Below are 21,729 nucleotides of genomic sequence, written 5' to 3' on the forward strand. Positions count from 1 at the left end.
GTGACATACGGAAATACTCAAAGCCTTTTTTATACAATAAATTCAACCTCAAAGTCTAAATCCGAAACTTGAGAATATAAAAAAAAACAGACAAAAAAATAAATCGCAAGAAAAAAACAGTCTGCCTTTATTTACTGTAGATTGAGAGGGTATAGTATGGATGCTATACCCTCCTATAAATAGTAATATTTCTCATATTTTTGGCTTTTGACTTTACCCTCATCTTACTATAAAAACGACATCACTCCACTCTCCATTCCGTAATGTTTCTTTCATCTTTTATATCAAACCCTATCCCGACTTTAATAATCTTCTTGCCGCTCATGGCGAAAGCGTCGGCATAATGGTTTGCGTTGATTTGGGCAAGAGCCTCATCGGCTGTCTTGCCGAATTTCAGTTCCATGATGTAGACGTGGTCCTCAGTCTCCATTGTTATGTCCGTACGACCCTTAGCCGTTCGCTGCTCCACAAGGATACGATAATCTGTAAGAAGGGCGAATATGATGTAGAGCATCTGCTGATAATGTCCCTCGTATTTGGTGTTCTCGCAATATGGAACAGTAGCAAGGAAGGTCTGAAGCAGATTTAATGCTCCGTCAATATCGCCATTCTTTATCAAAACAGACATTTGGGCTATGGCTACCTTTCCCTTCTGTGAACTTCGCGACAGGTAGTTGGGCAGCAGACTCTTAAACAACCCTATGCGTATTTCCTTGTTAGGAATACCCAATTCATAGAGATTGGTTGCTTTGTCATAGTCCTTGATAGTAATATATCCACTCTGATAAAGCAGAGGTACTATCGATTCCATCGTTTCTGTGGGAGCGTCAAAGTCGGATACGTCAGCCATCTCTCTTTCGCCTATCTCTATTGGAGTAGTGCCAAACTTGCGCATCATCTCTATAAGGAACGTCGGGGTGCCGGAGCCGAACCAGTAGGAACCTATACTCTGCTTTGAGAAACAATTCAGCAGACTGTAAGGATTGAATATGTCGGGCGACGGCCATGTGAAATGATAACCGTCGTAGTTGTATTTCAGCATTTCGATTGTTTTCTCACGAGTCAACTCCAATTTGTCTGCAAGCATATCAATGTCTGCCGACATCTCGCTGAGCAACTCTTCTTCTGTAATTCCACAAATCCCGGCATATTCCTCATCCATGCTTATATTGTTGATGTTGTTCAGCTCGCTGAAGATGCTGAGTTGCGAGAATTTTGTAATACCCGTCATGAACACGAAGCGCAACATCGGCTCACACTGCTTCAACGGACTGTAGAAGTTGCGCATAAGATACCGCAAACCTTCGAGCTTCTCGTCCTGATGAACCACATCAAGCAACGGAGCGTCATACTCGTCGATAAGCACAACCACTTGCTTGCCCGTCTTATTATAGACGGAAGAGATGAGATTTGCAAGGCGCACATTGGCATCCACAGCGTCACACTCGATGCCGAACCTGCGTTCGTTTTCTTTAAGAATATAGTCAAGATACCTGTTCAGCTGGTCTTCTTCTTGATGCTTGCCACCCGAAAGGTCGAAATGAAGCACGGGATATTCCGTCCACTCCTTTTCCAACCCATCCATTGCCAATCCCTTGAAGAGTTCCTTGCGACCCTCAAAATAGCTCTGCAATGTAGAGACAAGAAGCGATTTGCCGAATCTGCGCGGACGACTAAGGAAGAAGAATTTGCCGTCAGAATTCGCCATACGATAAACATAGACAGTCTTGTCTATATAAAGATTGTCATTAGTGCGGATCTCCGAGAAAGTCTGTATGCCTAAAGGATATAATTTTCGTGCCATGCTCGTGATTGTTTTCTATTACGATGCGAATATACAAAAAATATCTGATAATACAAAACGAAGCGAATAAGGCAAACAATATTTGCATTTCTAACCGCTCAAAACTGCGTGCTGAACGCACAAAGAATTCTTTGGCTCGAAATTCTCGAGTTTTGAAGAGGTTTAGTTATATTGCTTATATACAGAGAGTTATGACGACGGACGAGAAAATCAATAAAAATCACAAACGCAAAAAAGCTCCTTTTCGCTGCAAAAGGACAACTTTTGCGCTCTAACTGAACTACATTTACGTTGCAACTGTAGTCCATTTGCCTTCCAACTGTAGTCCATTTGCAATGCAAAGAAGCCCTGAATGGAAAGTGAAGGGTGTAAAACACGGCAAAAAGCATAAAAAAACCGATTCTGAAATCTCCAGAATCGGTTTTTTATTTGTAACACTTTTTTACTACATGTACGATATTTGCATATAAGCCATACCCCCACTCCCTCACCCAAAGGGAGGGGAGTGATATGCTATGCTCCTGCTATTACCAGATCTGTGCACGCTTGTTCTTCGGAACGAAGAGTTTGTCGCTCTTCTTCACGTTGAATGCCTTGTACCAGGCATCAATCTGCGGAAGGGCAGCGTTTACGCGAGCCTCAGCAGGTGAGTGAGGGTCGGTGTTGATCTGACGGTCGATGAATTCAGGACGTGCATTGCCTGCCCAGACGGTAGCCCATGAAAGGAAGAAACGCTGCTCGGGTGTGAATCCGTCAATGGTCTTGGCTGCTGAAGGATTGGCCTTGAACTCATTCTCCATTGCACGGAATGCGATGTTCAGTCCACCGTTGTCACCGATGTTCTCGCCAAGTGTAAGCTTGCCGTTGATGAACTTGCCGGGCAGAGCCTCAACCTTTGAGAAGTAGTCTACCAATACCTTTGTGCGTGCATCGAAGTTCTTCTTGTCGGCTTCGGTCCACCAGTTCTTCTGGTTGCCGTACTTGTCGAACTGTGAGCCCTGGTCGTCAAATCCGTGCGACATCTCATGGCCGATTACGCCACCAATGCCACCATAGTTGACAGCCTCATCGACGTTGGGGTCGAAGAACGGCGGCTGCAGGATGGCTGCCGGGAAGCAGATTTCGTTGGTAGTTGGGTTGTAATAAGCGTTGACAGTCTGCGGAGTCATGTGCCATTCGGTCTTGTCTACCGGCTTGTTCACCTTGCGTGAGATGTAGTCGCGTGTCATAAACTCAGACACGTTCTGCATGTTCTCGAGGAGCGAGAGCGACTCGTCGATGTTCAGGTTGGTGTAATCCTTCCATGTGTCAGGGTAGCCTATCTTCACAATGAAGTTGGCGAGCTTGTCCTGAGCCTGCGCCTTTGTAGCCGGCGACATCCATGTTGCCTCGCTGATGCGCTGCGACAGAGCTGTCTGAAGGTTCTTTACGAGCTTGAGCATCTTCTCCTTGCTCGATGCAGGGAAGTATTTCTCGACATAGAGCTTGCCTATTGCCTCGCCCAGCACACCGCTTACGAGTGATGTGGCACGCTTCCAGCGCGGACGATCCTGCTGAACACCCGACATTACGCGGCTCAACTCGAAGTCGGCCTTGCGGAAATTGTCGTCGAGATAGCCCGAAACGCTTGATATGGCGTGTGCTTCGGCATAAGCCTTGAGGTCGTCGAGCGGCTCGTCGGCAAGTATCTTCTCCACCTCGTGTATCGGTTCAATCTGGCTGACGTCTACGTGCGAGAATGCGGGGAAGCCCTGCATGAGGAATATGTTGCCCCAGTCGATGCCCGGGAATTCCTTCACCATTGCGGCATAGGTCATCTTGTGGTAGTTGCCCAGAACGTCGCGCAGCTCCACTTTGCCCTTGCTTGCCTTGGCTATGCGTGTCTCTATGCGCATAGTTGCGTCGGCCTTGCGCTGGGCATCGGGCTCGGTGTTGCCTGCAAGATAGAGCACCATCTTCAGATAATTGGCATAAGCGGCACGTACGGCTTTAATCTGTGCGTCGTCAGAGAGATAGTAGTCGCGGTCGCCCAAGCCGAGTCCGCCCTGTCCAACACTAACAAGGTTGTTGGCGGCATCCTTCATATCGGCACCTACACCTACTCCGAACATTGTACAACCCACTCCACGCATGTCGAGCTGAGCCGTTACTATCTGATATTCGCGACGGTCCTGAATGCTGTTGATGGTCTTAAGGATTGGCTTAAGAGGCTCGGCAGCCTCACGGTTGCGACGCACGCTGTCCATAGCGAGATTGTAGAGCGAACCGATTTTCTGTCCGAGCGAGCCCTTGGTCTGTGGCTTTGACGAATACTCCTGTATAAGGTCGAAGATGCGTTTCTGGTTCAATTCGTCGAGATCTATGAACGAACCGTTGCGCGCATGTTCTGCATCCAGCGGATGAGCCTTGCGCCAACCGCCGATAGCATACTCATAAAAGTCGTTGCCGGGCTTCACTGACGTGTTCATATAGGCAGGATTGATGCCCTTAGATGTCTGCGCTCCTGCCGACATTGCGGCTGCGAGCGAAGCTGCTAAGATTAATGTTCTTGCTTTCATTTTGTATTTTTATTTAATTGAGTTATTCTTTTTGTGTCACTCATATCACTTAATCGGTGACCCAACTCACTTGTTTAGAGTGCAAAAATAATGAATTTACTACACATTAAGGCACTTTGTTAGGAATAGTTAACCTATTCCGACCGTTGCACAACCTATACGAATGCTACAGCGGATCAACGTCGAAGAACACGCTCATGGCTGCATAGCGCTTGTCCTGAAGCAATGCCGTGCGCGATGCCGACATGCAACGGCGCGCCATAGCGAGGTCGATGCCAAGCTCAAGCTTCACTACTATCTTGCGTATTGACTCAGTCTTGACACGCGCCACAGCGGGTTTGTCGGGGCCGAGCACCCGTTCGCCAAACTGCTGGCGCAATCGTGACGCCATTTCTATAGCTGCCGACTCTACCACCGGTTCGTTGCGAAAGCGCAGATATACATATACAAGATGGTAGAAGGGCGGATAGTGGAACATGCGACGCTCGTCCATCAAGTCGGAGGCGAACGTCTTGAAGTCGCCGCTCACCACCTGTTGTATCACGGGCAGGTCGGGGCTCTTGGTCTGAAGTATAACAAGTCCGCGCTCGCCACGTCGTCCGGCACGTCCGCTCACCTGCGTCAGCATCATATAGGCGTGTTCGTAGGCACGGAAGTCGGGATAGTTGAGCATGGTGTCGGCATTGAGTATGCCCACAACCGTCACGCCCGAGAAGTCGAGTCCTTTCGAAATCATCTGCGTTCCGATGAGTATGTCGGTACGACCCGACGAGAAGTCGCCTATGATACGCTGATAGGCACCTGCCGAACGTGTAGTGTCAAGGTCCATGCGTGCTATGCGTGCATCGGGAAACAGCTCGCGCACGCGGTCTTCTATCTTCTCTGTGCCGTAGCCACGACCAAGAAGTTCGGTGCTCTCGCAGTTGGGACACTGATGAGGCACGGCGTATGTGTAGCCGCAATAGTGGCACGTGAGCACGTTCATGGAGCGGTGATAGGTGAGCGACACGTCACAGTTCTTGCACTTGGGCACCCATCCACACACCTTACACTCAACCATCGGAGCGAAACCGCGGCGGTTCTGGAACAGAATCACTTGCTTGTGCTGCTTCAAGGCGGCACGCATGGCGTCCAAAAGTTCGGGCGAGAAGGGTCCGCGCATCATCTTGCGGCGGTAAAGGTCCTTGATGTCAACCACATGTATGTCGGGCAGAGCCACGTCCTTGTATCGTGTTGTCAGGCTGACGTAGCCATACTTGCCCGTGAGCGCATTGTTGTAGCTCTCCATTGAGGGCGTGGCTGTGCCCAACAGCACCTTGGCTCCATCGTACATGCGTGCCAGCATGATGGCAGCCGAACGTGCATGATAGCGCGGAGCGGGGTCTTGCTGCTTGAAGGATGTCTCGTGTTCCTCGTCGACAATGACCAGTCCGAGACGGCTGAAGGGCAGAAACACAGCCGAACGTGCACCGAGTATCACGTCGTATGGCTCGTCTGATAGTTGCTTCTTCCATATCTCTACACGCTCGGCATCGCTATATCGCGAATGGTAGATGCCCAGTCGCGAACCGAACACACGCTGCAATCGGCGTGTCATCTGTACGGTGAGGGCTATCTCGGGCAAGAGATAGAGCACCTGGCGGCCCCCTTCGATGGCTTTCTGAATGAGATGGATGTATATTTCGGTCTTGCCACTCGACGTGACGCCGTGCAGCAGCACCACATTCTTGCTCATAAACTGAACGCCAATCTTGTTCATGGCGTCCTGCTGTGCCTCACTAAGCGGCTGGATGTTCTCGGGTGAGTATTCTCCCCCACCCCCTATGCGTCCCACCTCACGATGATACACCTCAAGAAAGCGGCGCGACGTGAGCTGGCGCAATATGGCATCGGAGGCGTTGGCGGCATTCTGCAGTTCGTCGCAAGCCACCTCCTGTATGTGCTCAGGAGGCGTTTCGCCGTCAATCTGATCCCAGTGCGACAGTTCAAGATACTTGCAGAAGGTCTGCTGCTGCTTCAGCGCACGGGTCAATGCGGTCATGGCGATGTGCAGCGAATGCTCTGTGCGCAGATTGGCAGGCAACGTGACGCAGCGAACGGTTTTCGGTCGGTATCCGTCTTCGGCCTTTAGTCCGGCTGGCAGCGCTGCCTTGAACACGTCGCCAAGCGCACACATATAATAGGTGGAAATCCATTGCCACAACCGGAGTTGGCGTTCGGGCAGCACGGGACTATCGTCTACCACCTGAAGAATGTCGCGCGTGTCAAATTCGGGTTTGTCATTATGTGTACGAGCAGCCATGGCTGTGTACGTCTTGGAGCGTCCGAGGGGCACGACAACACGCACGCCCATGCGCACCTGTGGCGCAAGCGTGTCGGGTACTGAATATGTGAAGGTGCCATCAAGGGGCAATGGTAATATAACTTCGACGTACAACATGGCGTGATAATACTTTAATTAAAAGTGAATGCAAAAGTAGACAAAAATTCAATAATCTCCCAATAAATCGCTAACTTTGCACAATATGATACAAACGAAACAAGTACATTAACGAATAACTTCTAACAAAACAAAAGCGTAACACTATGAACAGAAAACTGATTTTATCGATTGCAGCTACAGCTATGCTGTCGTCGGTCGACGCAGTGGCGCAAATAGCCTATCCGAAGGCTCATAAGGACAACACTGTTGACGTGTACTTCGGCGAGAAAGTGGCTGACCCCTACCGCTGGCTCGAGGACGACATGAGCGCACAGACTGCCGAATGGGTGGACGCCGAGAATGCCGTGACACGCAAATATCTCGACAACATCCCCATGCGCAAGAACATCCTGAAACGACTTAAGGAAACTGCCAACTACGAGAAGATTGGCATTCCGTTCAAACGCCAAGGCAAATGGTATGTATATCGAAACAACGGACTCCAGAACCAGAGCGTGCTCTACCAGATGGACAGCCCTACTGCCGACGCAAGCAAGCAGCGCGTATGGCTCGACCCCAACGCTCTCAGTACAGACGGAACTGTGGCTCTGAAGGGTATATACTTCTCGCACAACGGCAGATACATGGCTTACGTCATCTCGCGCAGCGGATCGGACTGGGAGGAGATATACGTAAAGGACTGCCAGACGGGTCGCGACATCGACGACCATATCGTTTGGGCTAAGTTCACAGGTGCCACTTGGCTTGGCGACGGATTCTACTACAGTGCCTACGACGCTCCGGAGAAGGGACGAGAGACTTCTGCCAAGAACTCTGTTCAGAAGATTTACTATCACAAGATTGGCACTCCGCAGAGCGAAGACCAGCTGTTCTTCATGAATCCTACGCAACCTCTGCGCTTCTACAACGTCGATATCGACCACGACGAAAAGGTGATGACGCTGAACGAAGGGGGTATGGACAACGGCAACAATCTGTACGTTCGCGACCTGACCAAACCCAACTCGCAGTTTATACAGATGTGTTCTGACACCCGATTCAGATACTCTACCGTGGAGACTGTGGGCAAGAAAATGTACATCCTGACTAATGCCGGTGCGCCTAAGTATCGTCTGATGGTGGCTGACGTTGACCGTCCGGGATACAATGATTGGAAGGAATTGGTGCCGGAGGGCGAAAGCGTGCTCATCGACGTTACGTTTGCTGACGACAGAATGATTCTGCAGTACTCCAAGGACAACTGCAACCAGATGTACACCTACACTACCGACGGCAAACGAATAGGCGAAATCAAGCTGCCGACATTCGGTTCTACTTCAGCAAGCGGAATGCGCGGACAGAAGGAAGTGTTCTACTCGTTCACTTCATACACAATGCCTAACACCGTCTACTCGTACGACTTAAACACCGACAAGAGCACAGTTTGGGCTGCACCCAAAATCAATTTCCGCTCCGACGACTACAAGACCGAGATGATGTTCTACACAAGTAAGGACGGTACTCGTGCTCCGCTCTTCATCACATACAAGAAGGGCATGAAGCTCAACGGACGCAATCCGCTGCTGCTCTACGGCTATGGCGGCTTCAACATAACCTATTCTCCGTTCTTCCTGGCAAATTATATACCGTTCATGGAGCGTGGCGGCATATATGTACACGCCGTATTGCGCGGTGGAGGTGAATATGGCGAGGACTGGCATGTGGCCGGAACAAAGCTGCAGAAGCAAAACGTGTTTGACGACTTCATCGCTGCTGCCGAGTATCTCATCAACAACAAGTACACATCAAGCAACCGTCTGGCCATCCAGGGTGGCAGCAACGGTGGTCTGCTTGTAGGCGCTTGCATGACCCAGCGACCCGACCTCTACCGTGTTTGTCTGCCGGCAGTGGGCGTAATGGATATGTTGCGCTATCATAAATTCACCATCGGATGGAACTGGGCACCCGACTATGGCACGTCAGATGACTCGAAGGAGATGTTTGAATATCTGCGTGCATACTCGCCGCTGCACACTCTGAAGCCTGGCGTTAAGTATCCTGCCACACTCGTAAGCACCGCCGACCACGACGACCGCGTTGTTCCGGCTCACTCATTCAAGTTTGCAGCACGTCTGCAGGAGTGTCAGGCTGGCTCTGCCCCAACTCTTATCAGCATCGGAAAAGATGCTGGACACGGTGGCGGAAAGCCGCTTGCAAAGCGACTTGAAGAACAGGCCGACATCCTGAGCTTCACTCTTTGGAATATGGGAATAAAGAAATAGACTTCAAGAAAAACTCTTCTTGAATAAGAACACAAAAAAACAGCATTGCCATACATATAATTATATGTAGAGCAATGCTGTTTTTTATTTTATTCAAATGAAACTTTCTATTGCATTCAAATGATTATCTTTAGAACTCAGCGCTCTTCGGTGTACGTGGGAAGGGAATCACGTCGCGGATGTTCTGCATACCTGTCACGAAGAGGATGAGACGCTCGAAGCCGAGACCGAAGCCTGCGTGAGGGCATGAACCGTACTTGCGTGTATCGAGATACCATGTCATATCCTTCATCGGGATGTTGCGTTCCTCGATCTCGTTCATCAGTTTATCGTAGCTTTCCTCACGTACCGAGCCACCTATAATCTCACCAATCTGCGGGAAGAGTACGTCAGTGCCCTGAACAGTAGCGCCGCTCTTGCCGCCGAAACCAGACTCCTCGGCATCTATCTTCATGTAGAATGCCTTGATAGCCTTAGGATAATTGGTCATGATAACGGGCTTCTTGAAGTGCTCTTCAACAAGGAAGCGCTCGTGTTCAGACGCAAGATCGTCGCCCCACTCGCATGGGAACTCAAACTTCTTGCCGTTCTTGATGGCCTCCTGCAGAATGCGTATGCCCTCAGTGTAGGGCAAACGAACGAAGTCGGAGTTCAATACGCCATGAAGACGCTCAATGAGTCCCTTGTCAATCATCTTGTTGAGGAACTCGAGGTCGTCCTGACAGTGCTCCAAAGCCCAACGGATGCAGTACTTGATGAAGTCTTCCTCAAGATCCATAAGACCTGCGAGGTCGAGGAAAGCCACCTCAGGCTCAACCATCCAGAACTCAGCCAAGTGGCGCGGAGTGTTGGAATTCTCGGCACGGAAAGTCGGACCGAATGTGTAGATGGCTCCGAGAGCAGTGGCACCAAGCTCGCCTTCGAGCTGACCAGACACAGTCAGCGATGTCTGCTTGCCGAAGAAGTCGTCGCTATAGTCAATCTTGCCATCGTCAGTCTTCTTCAGATTGTAGAGATTCTTGGTAGTTACCTGGAACATCTGGCCCGCACCCTCGCAGTCGCTGGCTGTAATGAGCGGTGTATGGAAGTAGAAGTAGCCGTGTTCGTGGAAGTATGTGTGTATGGCCATAGCCATATTGTGGCGTATACGCATAACGGCACCGAATGTATTGGTGCGCAGACGCAGGTGAGCGTACTGTCGCATGTACTCAAACGACTGGCCCTTCTTCTGCATAGGATAATCGCTGCCGCAGAGTCCGTATATCTCAAGGCTCTCGCACTGTATCTCTGATGTCTGGCCCTTGCCCTGGCTCTCTACGAGAGTACCTACGGCACTGATGCAAGCACCCGTAGTTATCTGCTTGAGCTGCTCTGCATCGAACTTGGCGGGGTCAACAACAATCTGTATGTTCTTGATGGTAGAACCGTCGTTGAGTGCTATGAAGTCGACAGCCTTTGAGCTGCGGTGGGTCCGGACCCATCCCTTCACGTTGACGGTAGCGCCAAAGTCGGTGCGCTGGAGAGCGTCAACAATCTTTGTTCTCTTTATTGTTTCCATTATTTAATTGATTAATATTCAGTGTTTAATGTTTAATCAATAAAGAGTAATGCTTAATGTTGCATTGCCACATATCTATATATGTAGCATTACATATATAGATATGTACAACAAAAACATTAAACATTACTCATCAAACATTATTCGAACGCTCCCATGCGCAGCATCTCCACTTCCTTCTCAGTGAGGAAGCGCCAGTCGCCACGACGGAGATTCTTCTTTGTAAGTCCTGCAAACTGTACGCGGTCGAGCTTCACTACGCGATAGCCGAGGTGCTCGAAGATACGGCGAACGATACGGTTCTTACCGCTGTGGATCTCGATGCCTACCTGGCTCTTGTCTGTATCGCTTGCATACTCGATAGCGTCTGCATGCACCTCGCCGTCCTCAAGCTCTATGCCGTCAGCTATCTGCTGCAGGTCGTGAGCTGTAACGTTCTTGTCGAGGTAAACATGGTAGACCTTCTTCTTGAGGAACTTAGGATGTGTAAGCTTCGAAGCCAGGTCGCCATCGTTGGTGAGCAGGAGCACACCGGTGGTGTTGCGGTCGAGACGTCCTACGGGATAGATGCGCTCGGGGCATACGTTCTTAACCAAATCCATTACGGTCTTGCGCTGCTGAGGGTCATCGCTTGTAGTAACGCAGTCCTTCGGCTTGTTGAGCAGCACGTACACTTTCTTCTCAAGATTTACCGGCTGATCGTGGAATTTGATCTCGTCGGTGCGCTTTATCTTTGTTCCGAGTTCGGTAACTACTTCACCGTTAACCGACACAACGCCTGCCTGGATGAACTCGTCAGCCTCACGGCGCGAGCAAATACCGGCGTTGGCAAGGAACTTGTTGAGACGTATCGGCTCGTTGGGATCGATGTTCTCCTCCTTGTACTCGATACGCTTCTTCATGCTATACTTAGCATTGGGATCGTAATCGGCCGAACGCTGACGATAACCGCCCTGCTGATAGCCGCCACGCTGCTGATAACTGCCGCGCTGCTGGTATCCGCCCTGCTGGTAACCGCCACGCTGCTGGTAGCCGCCCTGGCGCTGATAGCCACCCTGACGAGGCTGATAGCCACGCTGCTGGTAGCCGCCCTGCTGCTTGTCGTCGCCTTCCTGATTGTTGTAGCGTGGACGATAGCCCTGCTGAGGACGCTGCTGATAGCCGCCCTGACGCTGCTGATAGCCGCCCTGGCGCTGCTGATAGCCGCCCTGACGGGGCTGGTATCCGCCCTGACGAGACTGATAACCGCCCTGACGCTGCTGGTATCCGCCCTGCTGCTGGTCGTCACTGTCCTGGTTGTTATAGCGTGGACGATAGCCCTGCTGAGGACGCTGCTGGTAACCACCCTGACGCTGCTGGTAGCCGCTCTGACGTGGCTGATAGCCGCCGTTAGATGAAGAACCACTCTGAAGGTTGCTGCCGAATCCTTCAGGACGGAAACCGCCATCCTCGCCCTGTGCCTGGCTTGTGCGCTCGGCATTGTACGGACGCTGTGTGTGGATGCGCGGACGACGTCCGGTTACACTGCGATACTCTCTCTGATAGTTTCCTGCGGGACGACCGTAGCTCTCGCTATTGCCTGTAGTTTGATCCGCTGTTCTCTGTTCCTGACTCTTTTCCAATTCTGAATCCATAATTCTTTACTTTTTCGCCTCACGGCAAGTGACACCCATTCCCTCCCGTTTGTTGTTCTTTGTTTAGGATTTGGGAAGGATAGATGCACTTCTGTTCTTGAATAAAATTGTTACTTACTATTAATAGTCTATATTTTGAAACCTGTTTTGCCAAGTGCCGCCATGTCGTGCGGCACGCAATACATAGGCCGAAATTAGATGCCTGTATAGTTGTGCGGAGTGATGGCCATAAGCTCAGCCTTTACTGCGTCGCTTACGTTGAGTGTCTGTATGAACTCGTGTATGGTCTCTTCCGACATCTTCTTGTTGGTGCGTGTGAGTGCCTTGAGCGCCTCGTAGGGGTGCGGATAGGCCTCGCGACGCAGGATGGTCTGTATGGCTTCTGCCACGACTGCCCATGTGTTGTTGAGGTCTTCCTCTATCTTCTCGTCGTGGAGGATGAGCTTGCGCAGACCCTTGAGTGTGCTCTGCATGGCTATCATGCCATGACCGAAGGGCACACCGACGTTGCGCAGTACGGTAGAGTCGGTGAGGTCGCGCTGCAAGCGGCTTACCGGCAACTTCATGGCGAGGAACTGCAGCACTGCGTTAGCTATGCCGAGGTTGCCCTCTGAGTTCTCGAAGTCGATAGGATTAACCTTATGCGGCATTGCCGACGAACCTACCTCGCCTGCCTTGATCTTCTGCTTGAAGTAGTCCATTGATATGTACATCCAGAAGTCGCGGTCGAGGTCGATGATGATTGTATTGATGCGACGCATTGCATCGAACACCGAGCCAAGGCAGTCGTAGTTGCTTATCTGTGTGGTATACTGCTCGCGCTCGAGTCCGAGCTTCTCGCTTACGAAGCGATTGCCGAATTCTTTCCAGTCATACTGGGGATATGCCACGTGATGGGCATTGTAGTTGCCCGTAGCGCCACCGAACTTTGCTGTCATGCGGCACTCCTTGAGCTGGCGCAACTGCTCTGTAAGGCGGTATACGTATACCATTATCTCCTTGCCAAGGCGTGTCGGCGATGCCGGCTGTCCGTGTGTCTTGGCGAGCATAGGCACGTCTTTCCACTCGTCGGCATACTGCTGCAGCTGTGCGATAAGTTCCTCTACGAGGGGATAATATGTCTGCTCAAGAGCCTCCTTGATTGAAAGGGGCACGCTGGTGTTGTTGATGTCCTGCGAGGTAAGGCCGAAGTGGATGAACTCCTTGTAAGCGTCGAGACCTCCAATCTTGTCGAATTCCTCCTTGATGAAGTACTCTACAGCCTTCACGTCGTGGTTGGTCACCTTCTCGATGTCCTTCACGCGCTGTGCGTTCTCCTCGTTGAAGTTGAGATAGATGCCGCGCAATGTTTCAAACAAGGCGTGGTCGAAGTCCTTGAGTTGCGGCAATGGCAACTCGCACAATGTAATGAAATATTCGATTTCTACGCGCACTCTGTAACGGATGAGTGCATACTCTGAGAAATAATCGGCAAGCGGCTCTGTCTTGCCTCTGTAACGACCGTCGATTGGTGAAATGGCTGTGAGCAAATCAAGTTTCATATACTGAAGTCTTTATAATATGATTTTTGTGCAAATTTACTAATTTAAATTGACAAGTGAATGCCGTATAGTGTTTTTTTAGACATTATTAAAGACAAAAGGAGCAAATGTGTATAAACAAAAAAAATCCCCGCAGTCTCTCCGAAGAGAAGACCACGAGGAAACACCCCTGTGGGCGTTGACGGATTCGAACCGCCGACCCTCTGCTTGTAAGGCAGATGCTCTAAACCAGCTGAGCTAAACGCCCTATTGCTTTATTCGTTGCTCTTAGCAGTATTGCTTAGTTCTTTAAAGCGAGTGCAAAGTTATGGCTTTTTTCTGTAACCTCCAAATGTTTTGAAAAGAATTTTACGAAAAACATGAAAAAATCTTGTTTTTCTGCGTTTTTTGCCCTGAAACAGCGTGTTTTGACATGAGTGTAAAAAAAATGTAGTCCTTTTGCCTTCCAAAAGGGCTCCTTTTAGTGTGCAAAAGGGCTCCTTTTGGAAGGCAAAAGGACTACATTTGGAATGCAAAAGGACTACATTTTCAGTCCTTCTCTATCAGAACGGTTGCGTAAGCCGATATTCCCTCCATTCTTCCGGTGAAACCAAGGCGCTCGGTAGTGGTTGCCTTTATCGACACATTGTCTATATCTGTGTTCATCACTTCGGCAAGACAGCGCTGCATTTCGGGTATGTGCGGATTGAGTTTGGGGCGTTCGGCGCACACCGTTGCATCGACATTGCCCAGGCGATAGCCCTTTGTGGCTATTAGCTGTATTGTCTTGCGCAGCAGAATCTTGCTGTCTACATTGAGTGTCTCGGCTGATGTGTCGGGGAAGTGATAGCCTATGTCGCGCATATTGGCTGCGCCGAGCAGCGCGTCGCATATTGCGTGTATCAGAACATCGGCATCGCTGTGGCCGAGAAGACCCAGTTCGTAGTCGAGCTTTATTCCTCCGAGCCACAGGTCGCGGCCCTCTACTAATTTGTGGACATCATATCCGAATCCGGTTCTTATCTTCATGAATTTTGAGTTTTGAGTTTTGAATTTTGAATTGTTGCCGTTGGCAATTTTGAGTTTTGAATTTTGAGTTTTGAATTGTTGCCGTTGGCAATTTTGAATTTTGAATTTTGAGTTTTCAAAACACCGAACTCTTTAACGTCAAAGCCGACTGTTCAAAACTCAAAACTAACAATTCAAAACTCAGAACTCTTAACGGCAAAGCCGACAATTCAAAACTCAAAATTCAAAATTCAAAACTCTTCAAGCGTCAGCGACGCTTGAAGAGGTCCTTTATTCCGTCCATATCGAACGCCAGGGTGAAGCGCAGTGTCTGGTCGAGGGGGTTAGACTTGGCTGTAGCTATGACGTAGCCGGCATCGAGCGAGAACACGTTCATCTTGAATCCGGCTCCTACGGTGAAGTATTTGCGGTTGCCCTTGCTCTCCGACTCGTGATGATAGCCGGCGCGAAGGGTGAACTTGTCGTTGTAGGTGTATTCAGCTCCGAGGCTCCACTGCACCTCCTCCAACTCCTCCTTGAATCCGCCGGGGGCGTCGCCGAAGCTCTTGAAGATACCGCTTATTGACGAAACGTCGTAGTAGTCGCGCTGAACGCGGTCGTCATAGTCCTGCGTGTCCTCACCTTCCTTCTGCTTCGGATGGGTTGGCACAAGCAGTTTGTTGGCATCGGCGGCAATGGTGAGACGGTTGTACTCGTCGAGCGGAATCATGAGCGAGGCTCCCAGACGCATGTTGGTAGGTATAAACTCAGCTCGGTCGTCGCCTCCGAAGGTTATCTTCGAACCGATGTTGGATATGTTCAAGCCCAATCCCAACTGGCATTCACGCTGTCCGATGTTGATATAGTTTTGATAATAGGCGGCAAGGTCTACGGCAAATGCCGAACCTGGAGTAGTATCGTCGGTGGGATTGTACGTCAGGTCGGAGTATATCCAGCGTACTGCGGCTGCAATCGAGAACTTTTCGCTGAGCATAAGCGAGTAGGCTACGTCCAAAGACATCTCGTATGGGTTGATGGTCATTTGGTCTTCGCTCTCGTTAGAGCTTGTGAACACCTCGCCCAACGAGAAGTAGCGCAGCGAGCCTGACACTGCCGAGTAGTCGCCTATGCGATAATAGCCTACGAGATAGGCAAGGTCGATGTCGTTGACAAGGCTGCGCAGCCACGGCGTATAGTTCAGAGCCACACCGGCTCGCGATATCGTGAACGGATATTTGGCTGGGTTCCAGTACTGCGACACTACGTCCGGGTCGGTGGCAGCGCCCACATCGCCCATACCGGCGGCTCGTGCGTCGGGCGCAATGGTCTGCGATGTCACCGATGTCTTTACCGGGTTGAACATCTCTTTTTTGTAATCCTGAGCCGAAGCGTATGCCGACAGCAGCACGAAGGCTGCGAGCAGGATGTATCTTGTTCCATGTTTCATTCGTTGAAAGTTTTTATATTGTATATGCTTATTATGCAAACGACTTATTATTTTATTTATTGCCCACTACTATCAGTTTCTTGGCTTTCGACATACGCGACGCTCCGTCGGACGCAAGACGTACACGGTAGAGATAGACTCCGGTGTCGAGCTGTTGGCCGTTGTCGAGTTTCAGATTCCAATCGACGGTATAGGCAGAGGCCGTTGACACTCCGCTCTCGTCGTGACGCCACAACAGTCTGCCGCTCATGTCGAGCACTTCGATGCGCACATCCACATTGCTGCCGGTGCGGTCGTTGGCTATGACGAATGTGGTAGAGGTTGATGCTGGGTTGTTTGTACACGAAATGCTGAACGTAGGTTTCAGTCCTCTTGCCACACGGAAGCGGAGTTCCTGCGTAGTGGGATTGTTTAGTATGTCCCAAGCGGTGAACTTCAGTCGGTGTTCGCCCTCCTCAAGTTGCGGCAGGCAGTAGTATGTAGAGCCTGTGGTGTACGATCCAAAGTCGTACTGGAAGTTGTCGTTGAGCGTATACGTCAATTCCGTCTTGCCGTCGATTACGAGTTGCATGTCGTGTCCCACTCCGGCTCCGGCTGCATTGATGCCGTCGCGGTCGGTTATCTCTGCCACAAAATACGGCGTCGGGTTCACTCTGTCGCCGTTCTGGAACGATGGCGAGTTAAGATAGCAGTACACCGATGGTCCGATGGAGTCGTTGTCGGCAATGTCGCTGCCTCCTACGGTGAAGCTGTTGCAGTAGCCGTTCACCACCTTGGTGTGCGCATCGTCGATGGCAAAGACATTGATGAGTCCCTCCTCGTCCGAATAACTGATGTCCTTTGGAACTGCAAAGGTGAACTCAAACTTCCCGTCAACAACCTTACTTTCGCCATTATACAGCATTGCCTTGCGGTCGTTGAACTCCATGGGTTGGTCGGCTGCATTCTGATTGTTGTAGCATAGCACCGTTTCGTTGCGGTCGCGCACCAAGAGCGTTGCCGTTCCGGCGAATGTCTCCATTCCTTCGATGTGGCCTTTCACCTTTACCAGCGCTCCGGCACGCATCGCTGCCTTGCCTCCCTTGGCTACGTCTACGTCGCCGATGGAGTCGATGACCATTAGCGGCCGGGGATTCCAGAGTCGCATTGCAGGGTCGCCGAGGAGCGAGAACTGGCGCGAATTTTCGGCAAGACGCTTGTATGAGGCGGTGTTCTTGGCTCGGCGCAACGCCTCACCGATAGGCAACGCGCGCCCGTCGTCGTCGTGCGAGAGCAAGAAACGCATCAACGGAGAGTGCAACTCGGCGTTGTATGTAGAATACACGGTGCGCGTCGAGCCGATGAATGCAGCCACTCCACCCTTGTCGTTGAGCACCGCCGTTACTCCGATATTGTCCACCGGGGCGTCGAAGGGCATAAAGTCGCAGCCTACTGTTACCCACAGCGGCATGTTGGTATTCGAAAATTCTCTGAAATCTTTAAGGAACAACACGTTCTCGTGCGAGAACTGGTGTTCCGAACCATGACCGGTGTAGTCCATTATGAGCGCACCCTTGTTCTGCTGGCGCATTATCGCCTTGCTGGCACCGGGATATGTCACTCCCGAAGTCTGAATAACGGCCGGATAAGAGTCCCACATCACCTTGTTGACACGCAACGCCGGATTCTCGGCTATCACCTGTTCGGCTACTACATCGGCATCCTTCATGTGGCGGTTGTCGTCGCCGTCGTCGCCCATGAACATTATTTCGTTGAGCCATGCTGCTCCTCCAGCATTCTTCATGTAGCTCTCTATCTTGTCAACCATTGTCTTGGCATCGGCAGCTGTAGTTACGGGGAATCGGCCAACTGCCACATCCACCTTGTCGACATACAACGGTCGCAGTCCTTCGCCGTCGTCGAGCATGCCGTAAAACGAATCGTCGACATAGCTAAGTCGCTTGTCGAACGACTCCTCGCTTTCGTATGCCAGCAGATAATCGTCGGCTTTCATCTTCCGGCATTCTGATGTAAGCATACGGTTGTCCCACATGCAGCTGCCGAAAAGCACGAGATACTTGGGCTGGTCGGCTGCGGTTGTGGCACGGTCGTACAGCATCTTCAGATAACGGCGGTATGCCGAGGCGTCAGGCGTGCCGCTTGAGAACTCGTTGTACAACTCGTCGGCAGGCACAATGTTTACTCTCATGCCGTCGGTGTTCTCGTGCAGCTGCTTCAGACGACGTGCCTGGGCAAGCAGTTTTTGCGATGTGGGGATGATTATAACCATGTCCGCCTGCGGGTCGGAATGGTGGTCCTGGTTGGTTATGGCGTAAACGTATTCGGGAACGGGCAGAGCGTCGGTGGCAAGATTGCCGAGCTGGTGGGGCGTATTCCACGTTAGCGACACGAAATCGAGTCGCATAGGTTCGCCATTGAGCACATGCAGACTGATGGTCTGGCGCTTTAGCGACTCGTCACACGCTATGTCGTATGTGCCGCTACTCTGAAAACCGTACACATATAACGGTTCGCTCACCGTAGTATTGAGCGTACCGAGTCGACGACCGTTCAATCTTATCTCTACAGATGTGCTTCCTCCCGATGTAACATTAGCCATCAGGCGTCCCGTCAAAGCCTTTTCGGGGGCTTCGAAGGTCAGAACGAGCGAGTCGCCAGACTGCACCTGGCGCGAATCGTACAAGTTCCGGCCGCCATGATGCCAACTGAAACCGTCCACTTCGTACAGGTCGTGATAGTAATCGGCCGACGGATAGAATGTAGAAACAAAATCGGCGGAATCTAATTTTTGCGGTTCGGTGCCGTCGTCGGTCAAGAAATAATAACCATAATCGGAATATGGGTTGCGTGTTCGGCGCATAGCGTCATTGCTACTCCACGAAACCGGACCACGGGCAAACATCATTCGGCGCGAACCGATGGTACATGTCGGCACTTCATGAAGGTCGTCGGTAGCTATAAGATAGTCGGGATCGAGCGTTTCGCTCTGCAAATTGCCTCCATAACCGTATACTTTGACACGGTCGGGATTGCTGAATCCGGCTTTGCGCATTAGTTCGGTGGTGAGCTGATATACTCCAGTTGACGGCACACGTATCTTAACCCATCGTCCGGAGTGCAACACGCTGTGCTGGGCGTAGCGGTCTTGCGGTGCAACAGCATCTGCATGGAGGGCTTCACCCATTCGTGTAATGGAGTTAAGACGGCTTATTCGTTCTGCAACATTGCCCGTTTTGAGGTTGGCAATATTGCCTGTTTCGTTATCTGAAATAATGTTGGCGCTACGCACAGGAGTTGCCGATCGGCGCAACATAAAGCTCACCAGCACCTGCCAACGACCCTCACGCATCACTACGGGACAAAAAGTTGTGAGCAGCGAAGGCCGCTTGCGGTCCATCACAACGCTTGTTTCAAGACGAGGTTGGGCTGCGGGCAAATTGGGTTCAATGCGCTGATAGGCTTCAATGTCGGCACGTGGCATGTCGGCGTATTCTGCGTAGGCTATGCTAAAAGAATAAACCGAGTCGCGAAAATTTACTGGCAGCGACTCGGTATGACTGAATATGGGCAGCACAGAGTCGACCCTCACCTCCTTGGCTGTGAGATTATAGAACTTCTGGGCACTTGCCTGAACAGCGGCAAGAATCAGGGTCAAGACTATGTATATGTTGCGCATATTCGTTTACTATTGTTATTTGCAATTGAATTCGAGCACCTTGCGGTCCTCAATATATCCCTCAAGATGGTCATCGATGTGTACGGGTCCGACTCCGGCAGGCGTTCCTGTATACAGAATGTCACCGGTCTTGAGCGTGAAATACTGTGATATGTAGGCTATCAACTGGTCGACACGATAGAGCATATCGCTCGTGCATCCCTCCTGAACGGTGTTGCCGTTGATGTCGAGATGGAAGTGCAGGGCCTGAATATCACGGAATTTGTCCAGCGAAACCCATTCGCCCAGGGCGGCGCTTCCGTCAAATCCCTTGCACAAATCCCAAGGTTTGCCTCCCGCACGCAGTTTCTTCTGCAGCTCGCGAGCCGTAAAATCGATGCCGACGGTAACGGCATCGTAATAGCGATGGGCAAAACGCTCGGAAATATTCTTGCCCAACTTGCTGATGCGCACTACGATTTCGGTCTCGTAATCGATGCGTCCCATGTGGTCGGGAATAAAGAACGGCTTGTGATCCTTGAGCACTGCCGAGTCGGCCTTGGTGAAAATGACCGGTTCTTCTGGTTTAAATAACGAGCCATGAAGCTCTTTATTGTGTTCAAGGTAGTTCATACCTACGGCAAAAATCTTCATTTTATTTAAGTTGACAAGTTGACGTGCTGACGAAATCTTCGCAACAACGTCGATATTAAACAAAAAGCCGTGAAAGAGTTTTCACTCCTCACGGCTCCTATATAATATATGTGTAATTGAGTTATTTCAATTACTCAGCAGCAAGAGTGAAGCGCTTGTAAGCAACGATCTTCAGCTCCTTGTCCTGCTTCTTGAGGTAGTCAGCAACGCTCTGCTTGTCGCCGTCGCCGAACTGGAACTCCTGACAAACGAGGCAGTTCTCCTTAAGGAACTTGCCAACACGACCCTTAGCGATGTTCTGAATCATGTTCTCGTTGAGATTAGCAGCCTTCTCTGCAGAAACGGTCTCCTTGATCTCGCGGAACTTAGCAACGTCCTCAGCTGTGATCCAGCCCTTGCCCTGGTTAGACTCGATGTGGTCCTCAGAGTCGAAGTGGTTAGGATTGAGGCCAGCCTTCTTAACAGCTACCTCTACAGCCTTCTCGATCTGCTCTTCCTTAGTCTTCTGAACAGCAACCTTGTACTCTTCATCCTTAACTTCCTCAGGTACTGAAGCCTCGTCAAGAGCGATAGGCTTCATAGCAGCAACCTGCATAGCTATCTTGTGACCAGCCTCCTCGTTGTTCTGATTGAGCTGTACCATGGTGCAGAGAGTGTGCTTGCCCATGTGGTCGTAAACCTCAATGTTCTCACCCTCGAGAACGTTGTAGCCGTCAAGCTCCATCTTCTCGCCAGTGATACCTGAGCGCTGTGTAACAGCAGCCTGAACGTCAGCCTCACCGAACTTGAGAGCCTTAACCTCGTCGAGAGTATGAGCCTTAGCGGCGATAGCAGCGTCGAGGATGTCAGAAGTCAGCTGGATGAAGTCAGCACCGTTGGCAACGAAGTCAGTCTCGCACTTCAAAGCGATCATAGCAGCGAATCCGTCAACGTTCTTAACGAGTACACAACCGTTTGAAGTCTCGCGGTCTGAACGCTTTGCAGCGATAGCGAGTCCACGCTCACGGAGCAACTCCTTTGCCTTATCGAAATCACCTTCAGCCTCAGTCAGAGCCTTCTTTACGTCAGCAAGACCAGCACCTGTCATGGCACGAAGTTTCTTGATGTCTTCAATTGAAATAGCCATAGTCATTTATTATTTATTAATTGTTAGTTATTTAATATATGCTTGATTTGGTGTAATCGTC

Annotated in this window: 12 protein-coding genes and 1 tRNA gene; 1 reads left to right on the forward strand and 12 read right to left on the reverse strand. The window is 50.7% G+C overall.

What is annotated here, in order from left to right:
- Window positions 1–241: 241 nt before the first annotated feature.
- The 3 genes from I6E49_RS04930 to priA form a co-directional block, all read right to left on the reverse strand.
- A complete protein-coding gene (locus I6E49_RS04930) occupies window positions 242–1,804 on the reverse strand; it encodes an ATP-binding protein (protein WP_235400769.1) in 1,563 nt (520 codons plus the stop codon).
- A gap of 527 nt (window positions 1,805–2,331) precedes the next feature.
- A complete protein-coding gene (locus I6E49_RS04935) occupies window positions 2,332–4,362 on the reverse strand; it encodes a M13 family metallopeptidase (RefSeq protein WP_235400770.1) in 2,031 nt (676 codons plus the stop codon).
- Window positions 4,363–4,528: 166 nt separating this feature from the next.
- Window positions 4,529–6,802 (reverse strand): replication restart helicase PriA, encoded by a 2,274-nt coding sequence (priA, locus tag I6E49_RS04940; protein ID WP_235400771.1) that lies wholly within the window; start codon window positions 6,800–6,802, stop codon window positions 4,529–4,531.
- A gap of 146 nt (window positions 6,803–6,948) precedes the next feature.
- On the opposite strand from priA, the gene I6E49_RS04945 reads away from it, so the two are divergent.
- Window positions 6,949–9,066: a prolyl oligopeptidase family serine peptidase gene (locus I6E49_RS04945; protein WP_235400772.1), complete on the forward strand. Its 2,118-nt coding sequence runs from the start codon at window positions 6,949–6,951 to the stop codon at window positions 9,064–9,066.
- Between the two features lie 130 nt (window positions 9,067–9,196).
- On the opposite strand, the gene asnS is transcribed toward I6E49_RS04945, so the two are convergent.
- The 9 genes from asnS to tsf all read right to left on the reverse strand — a co-directional run bounded on the left by asnS (window position 9,197) and on the right by tsf (window position 21,668).
- Window positions 9,197–10,624, reverse strand: a complete 1,428-nt coding sequence (asnS, locus tag I6E49_RS04950) for an asparagine--tRNA ligase (RefSeq protein WP_235400773.1) — start codon at window positions 10,622–10,624, stop codon at window positions 9,197–9,199.
- A 140-nt stretch (window positions 10,625–10,764) separates the two neighbouring features.
- A complete protein-coding gene (locus I6E49_RS04955) occupies window positions 10,765–12,258 on the reverse strand; it encodes a pseudouridine synthase (protein ID WP_235400774.1) in 1,494 nt (497 codons plus the stop codon).
- Between the two features lie 194 nt (window positions 12,259–12,452).
- Complete coding sequence (gene purB, locus I6E49_RS04960) at window positions 12,453–13,799, reverse strand: adenylosuccinate lyase (protein WP_235400776.1); 1,347 nt, start codon at window positions 13,797–13,799, stop codon at window positions 12,453–12,455.
- Between the two features lie 172 nt (window positions 13,800–13,971).
- A tRNA-Val gene (locus I6E49_RS04965) sits at window positions 13,972–14,046 on the reverse strand.
- A 281-nt stretch (window positions 14,047–14,327) separates the two neighbouring features.
- Entirely contained in the window at window positions 14,328–14,807 is a 480-nt protein-coding gene (ispF, locus tag I6E49_RS04970) for a 2-C-methyl-D-erythritol 2,4-cyclodiphosphate synthase (RefSeq protein ID WP_235400778.1), read from the reverse strand.
- A gap of 247 nt (window positions 14,808–15,054) precedes the next feature.
- Window positions 15,055–16,233, reverse strand: coding sequence for a type IX secretion system outer membrane channel protein PorV (porV, locus tag I6E49_RS04975; protein ID WP_235400780.1), 1,179 nt, complete (start codon window positions 16,231–16,233; stop codon window positions 15,055–15,057).
- A gap of 52 nt (window positions 16,234–16,285) precedes the next feature.
- Window positions 16,286–19,909: a type IX secretion system sortase PorU gene (gene porU / locus I6E49_RS04980; RefSeq protein WP_235400782.1), complete on the reverse strand. Its 3,624-nt coding sequence runs from the start codon at window positions 19,907–19,909 to the stop codon at window positions 16,286–16,288.
- Between the two features lie 15 nt (window positions 19,910–19,924).
- The gene (locus I6E49_RS04985) at window positions 19,925–20,542 is read right to left on the reverse strand and encodes a fumarylacetoacetate hydrolase family protein (protein ID WP_235400784.1); all 618 of its coding nucleotides are present in this window, start codon (window positions 20,540–20,542) and stop codon (window positions 19,925–19,927) included.
- 130 nt (window positions 20,543–20,672) lie between these two features.
- Window positions 20,673–21,668: a translation elongation factor Ts gene (gene tsf / locus I6E49_RS04990; protein ID WP_235400786.1), complete on the reverse strand. Its 996-nt coding sequence runs from the start codon at window positions 21,666–21,668 to the stop codon at window positions 20,673–20,675.
- Window positions 21,669–21,729 lie beyond the last annotated feature (61 nt).

Source organism: Leyella stercorea (genome assembly GCF_021531655.1).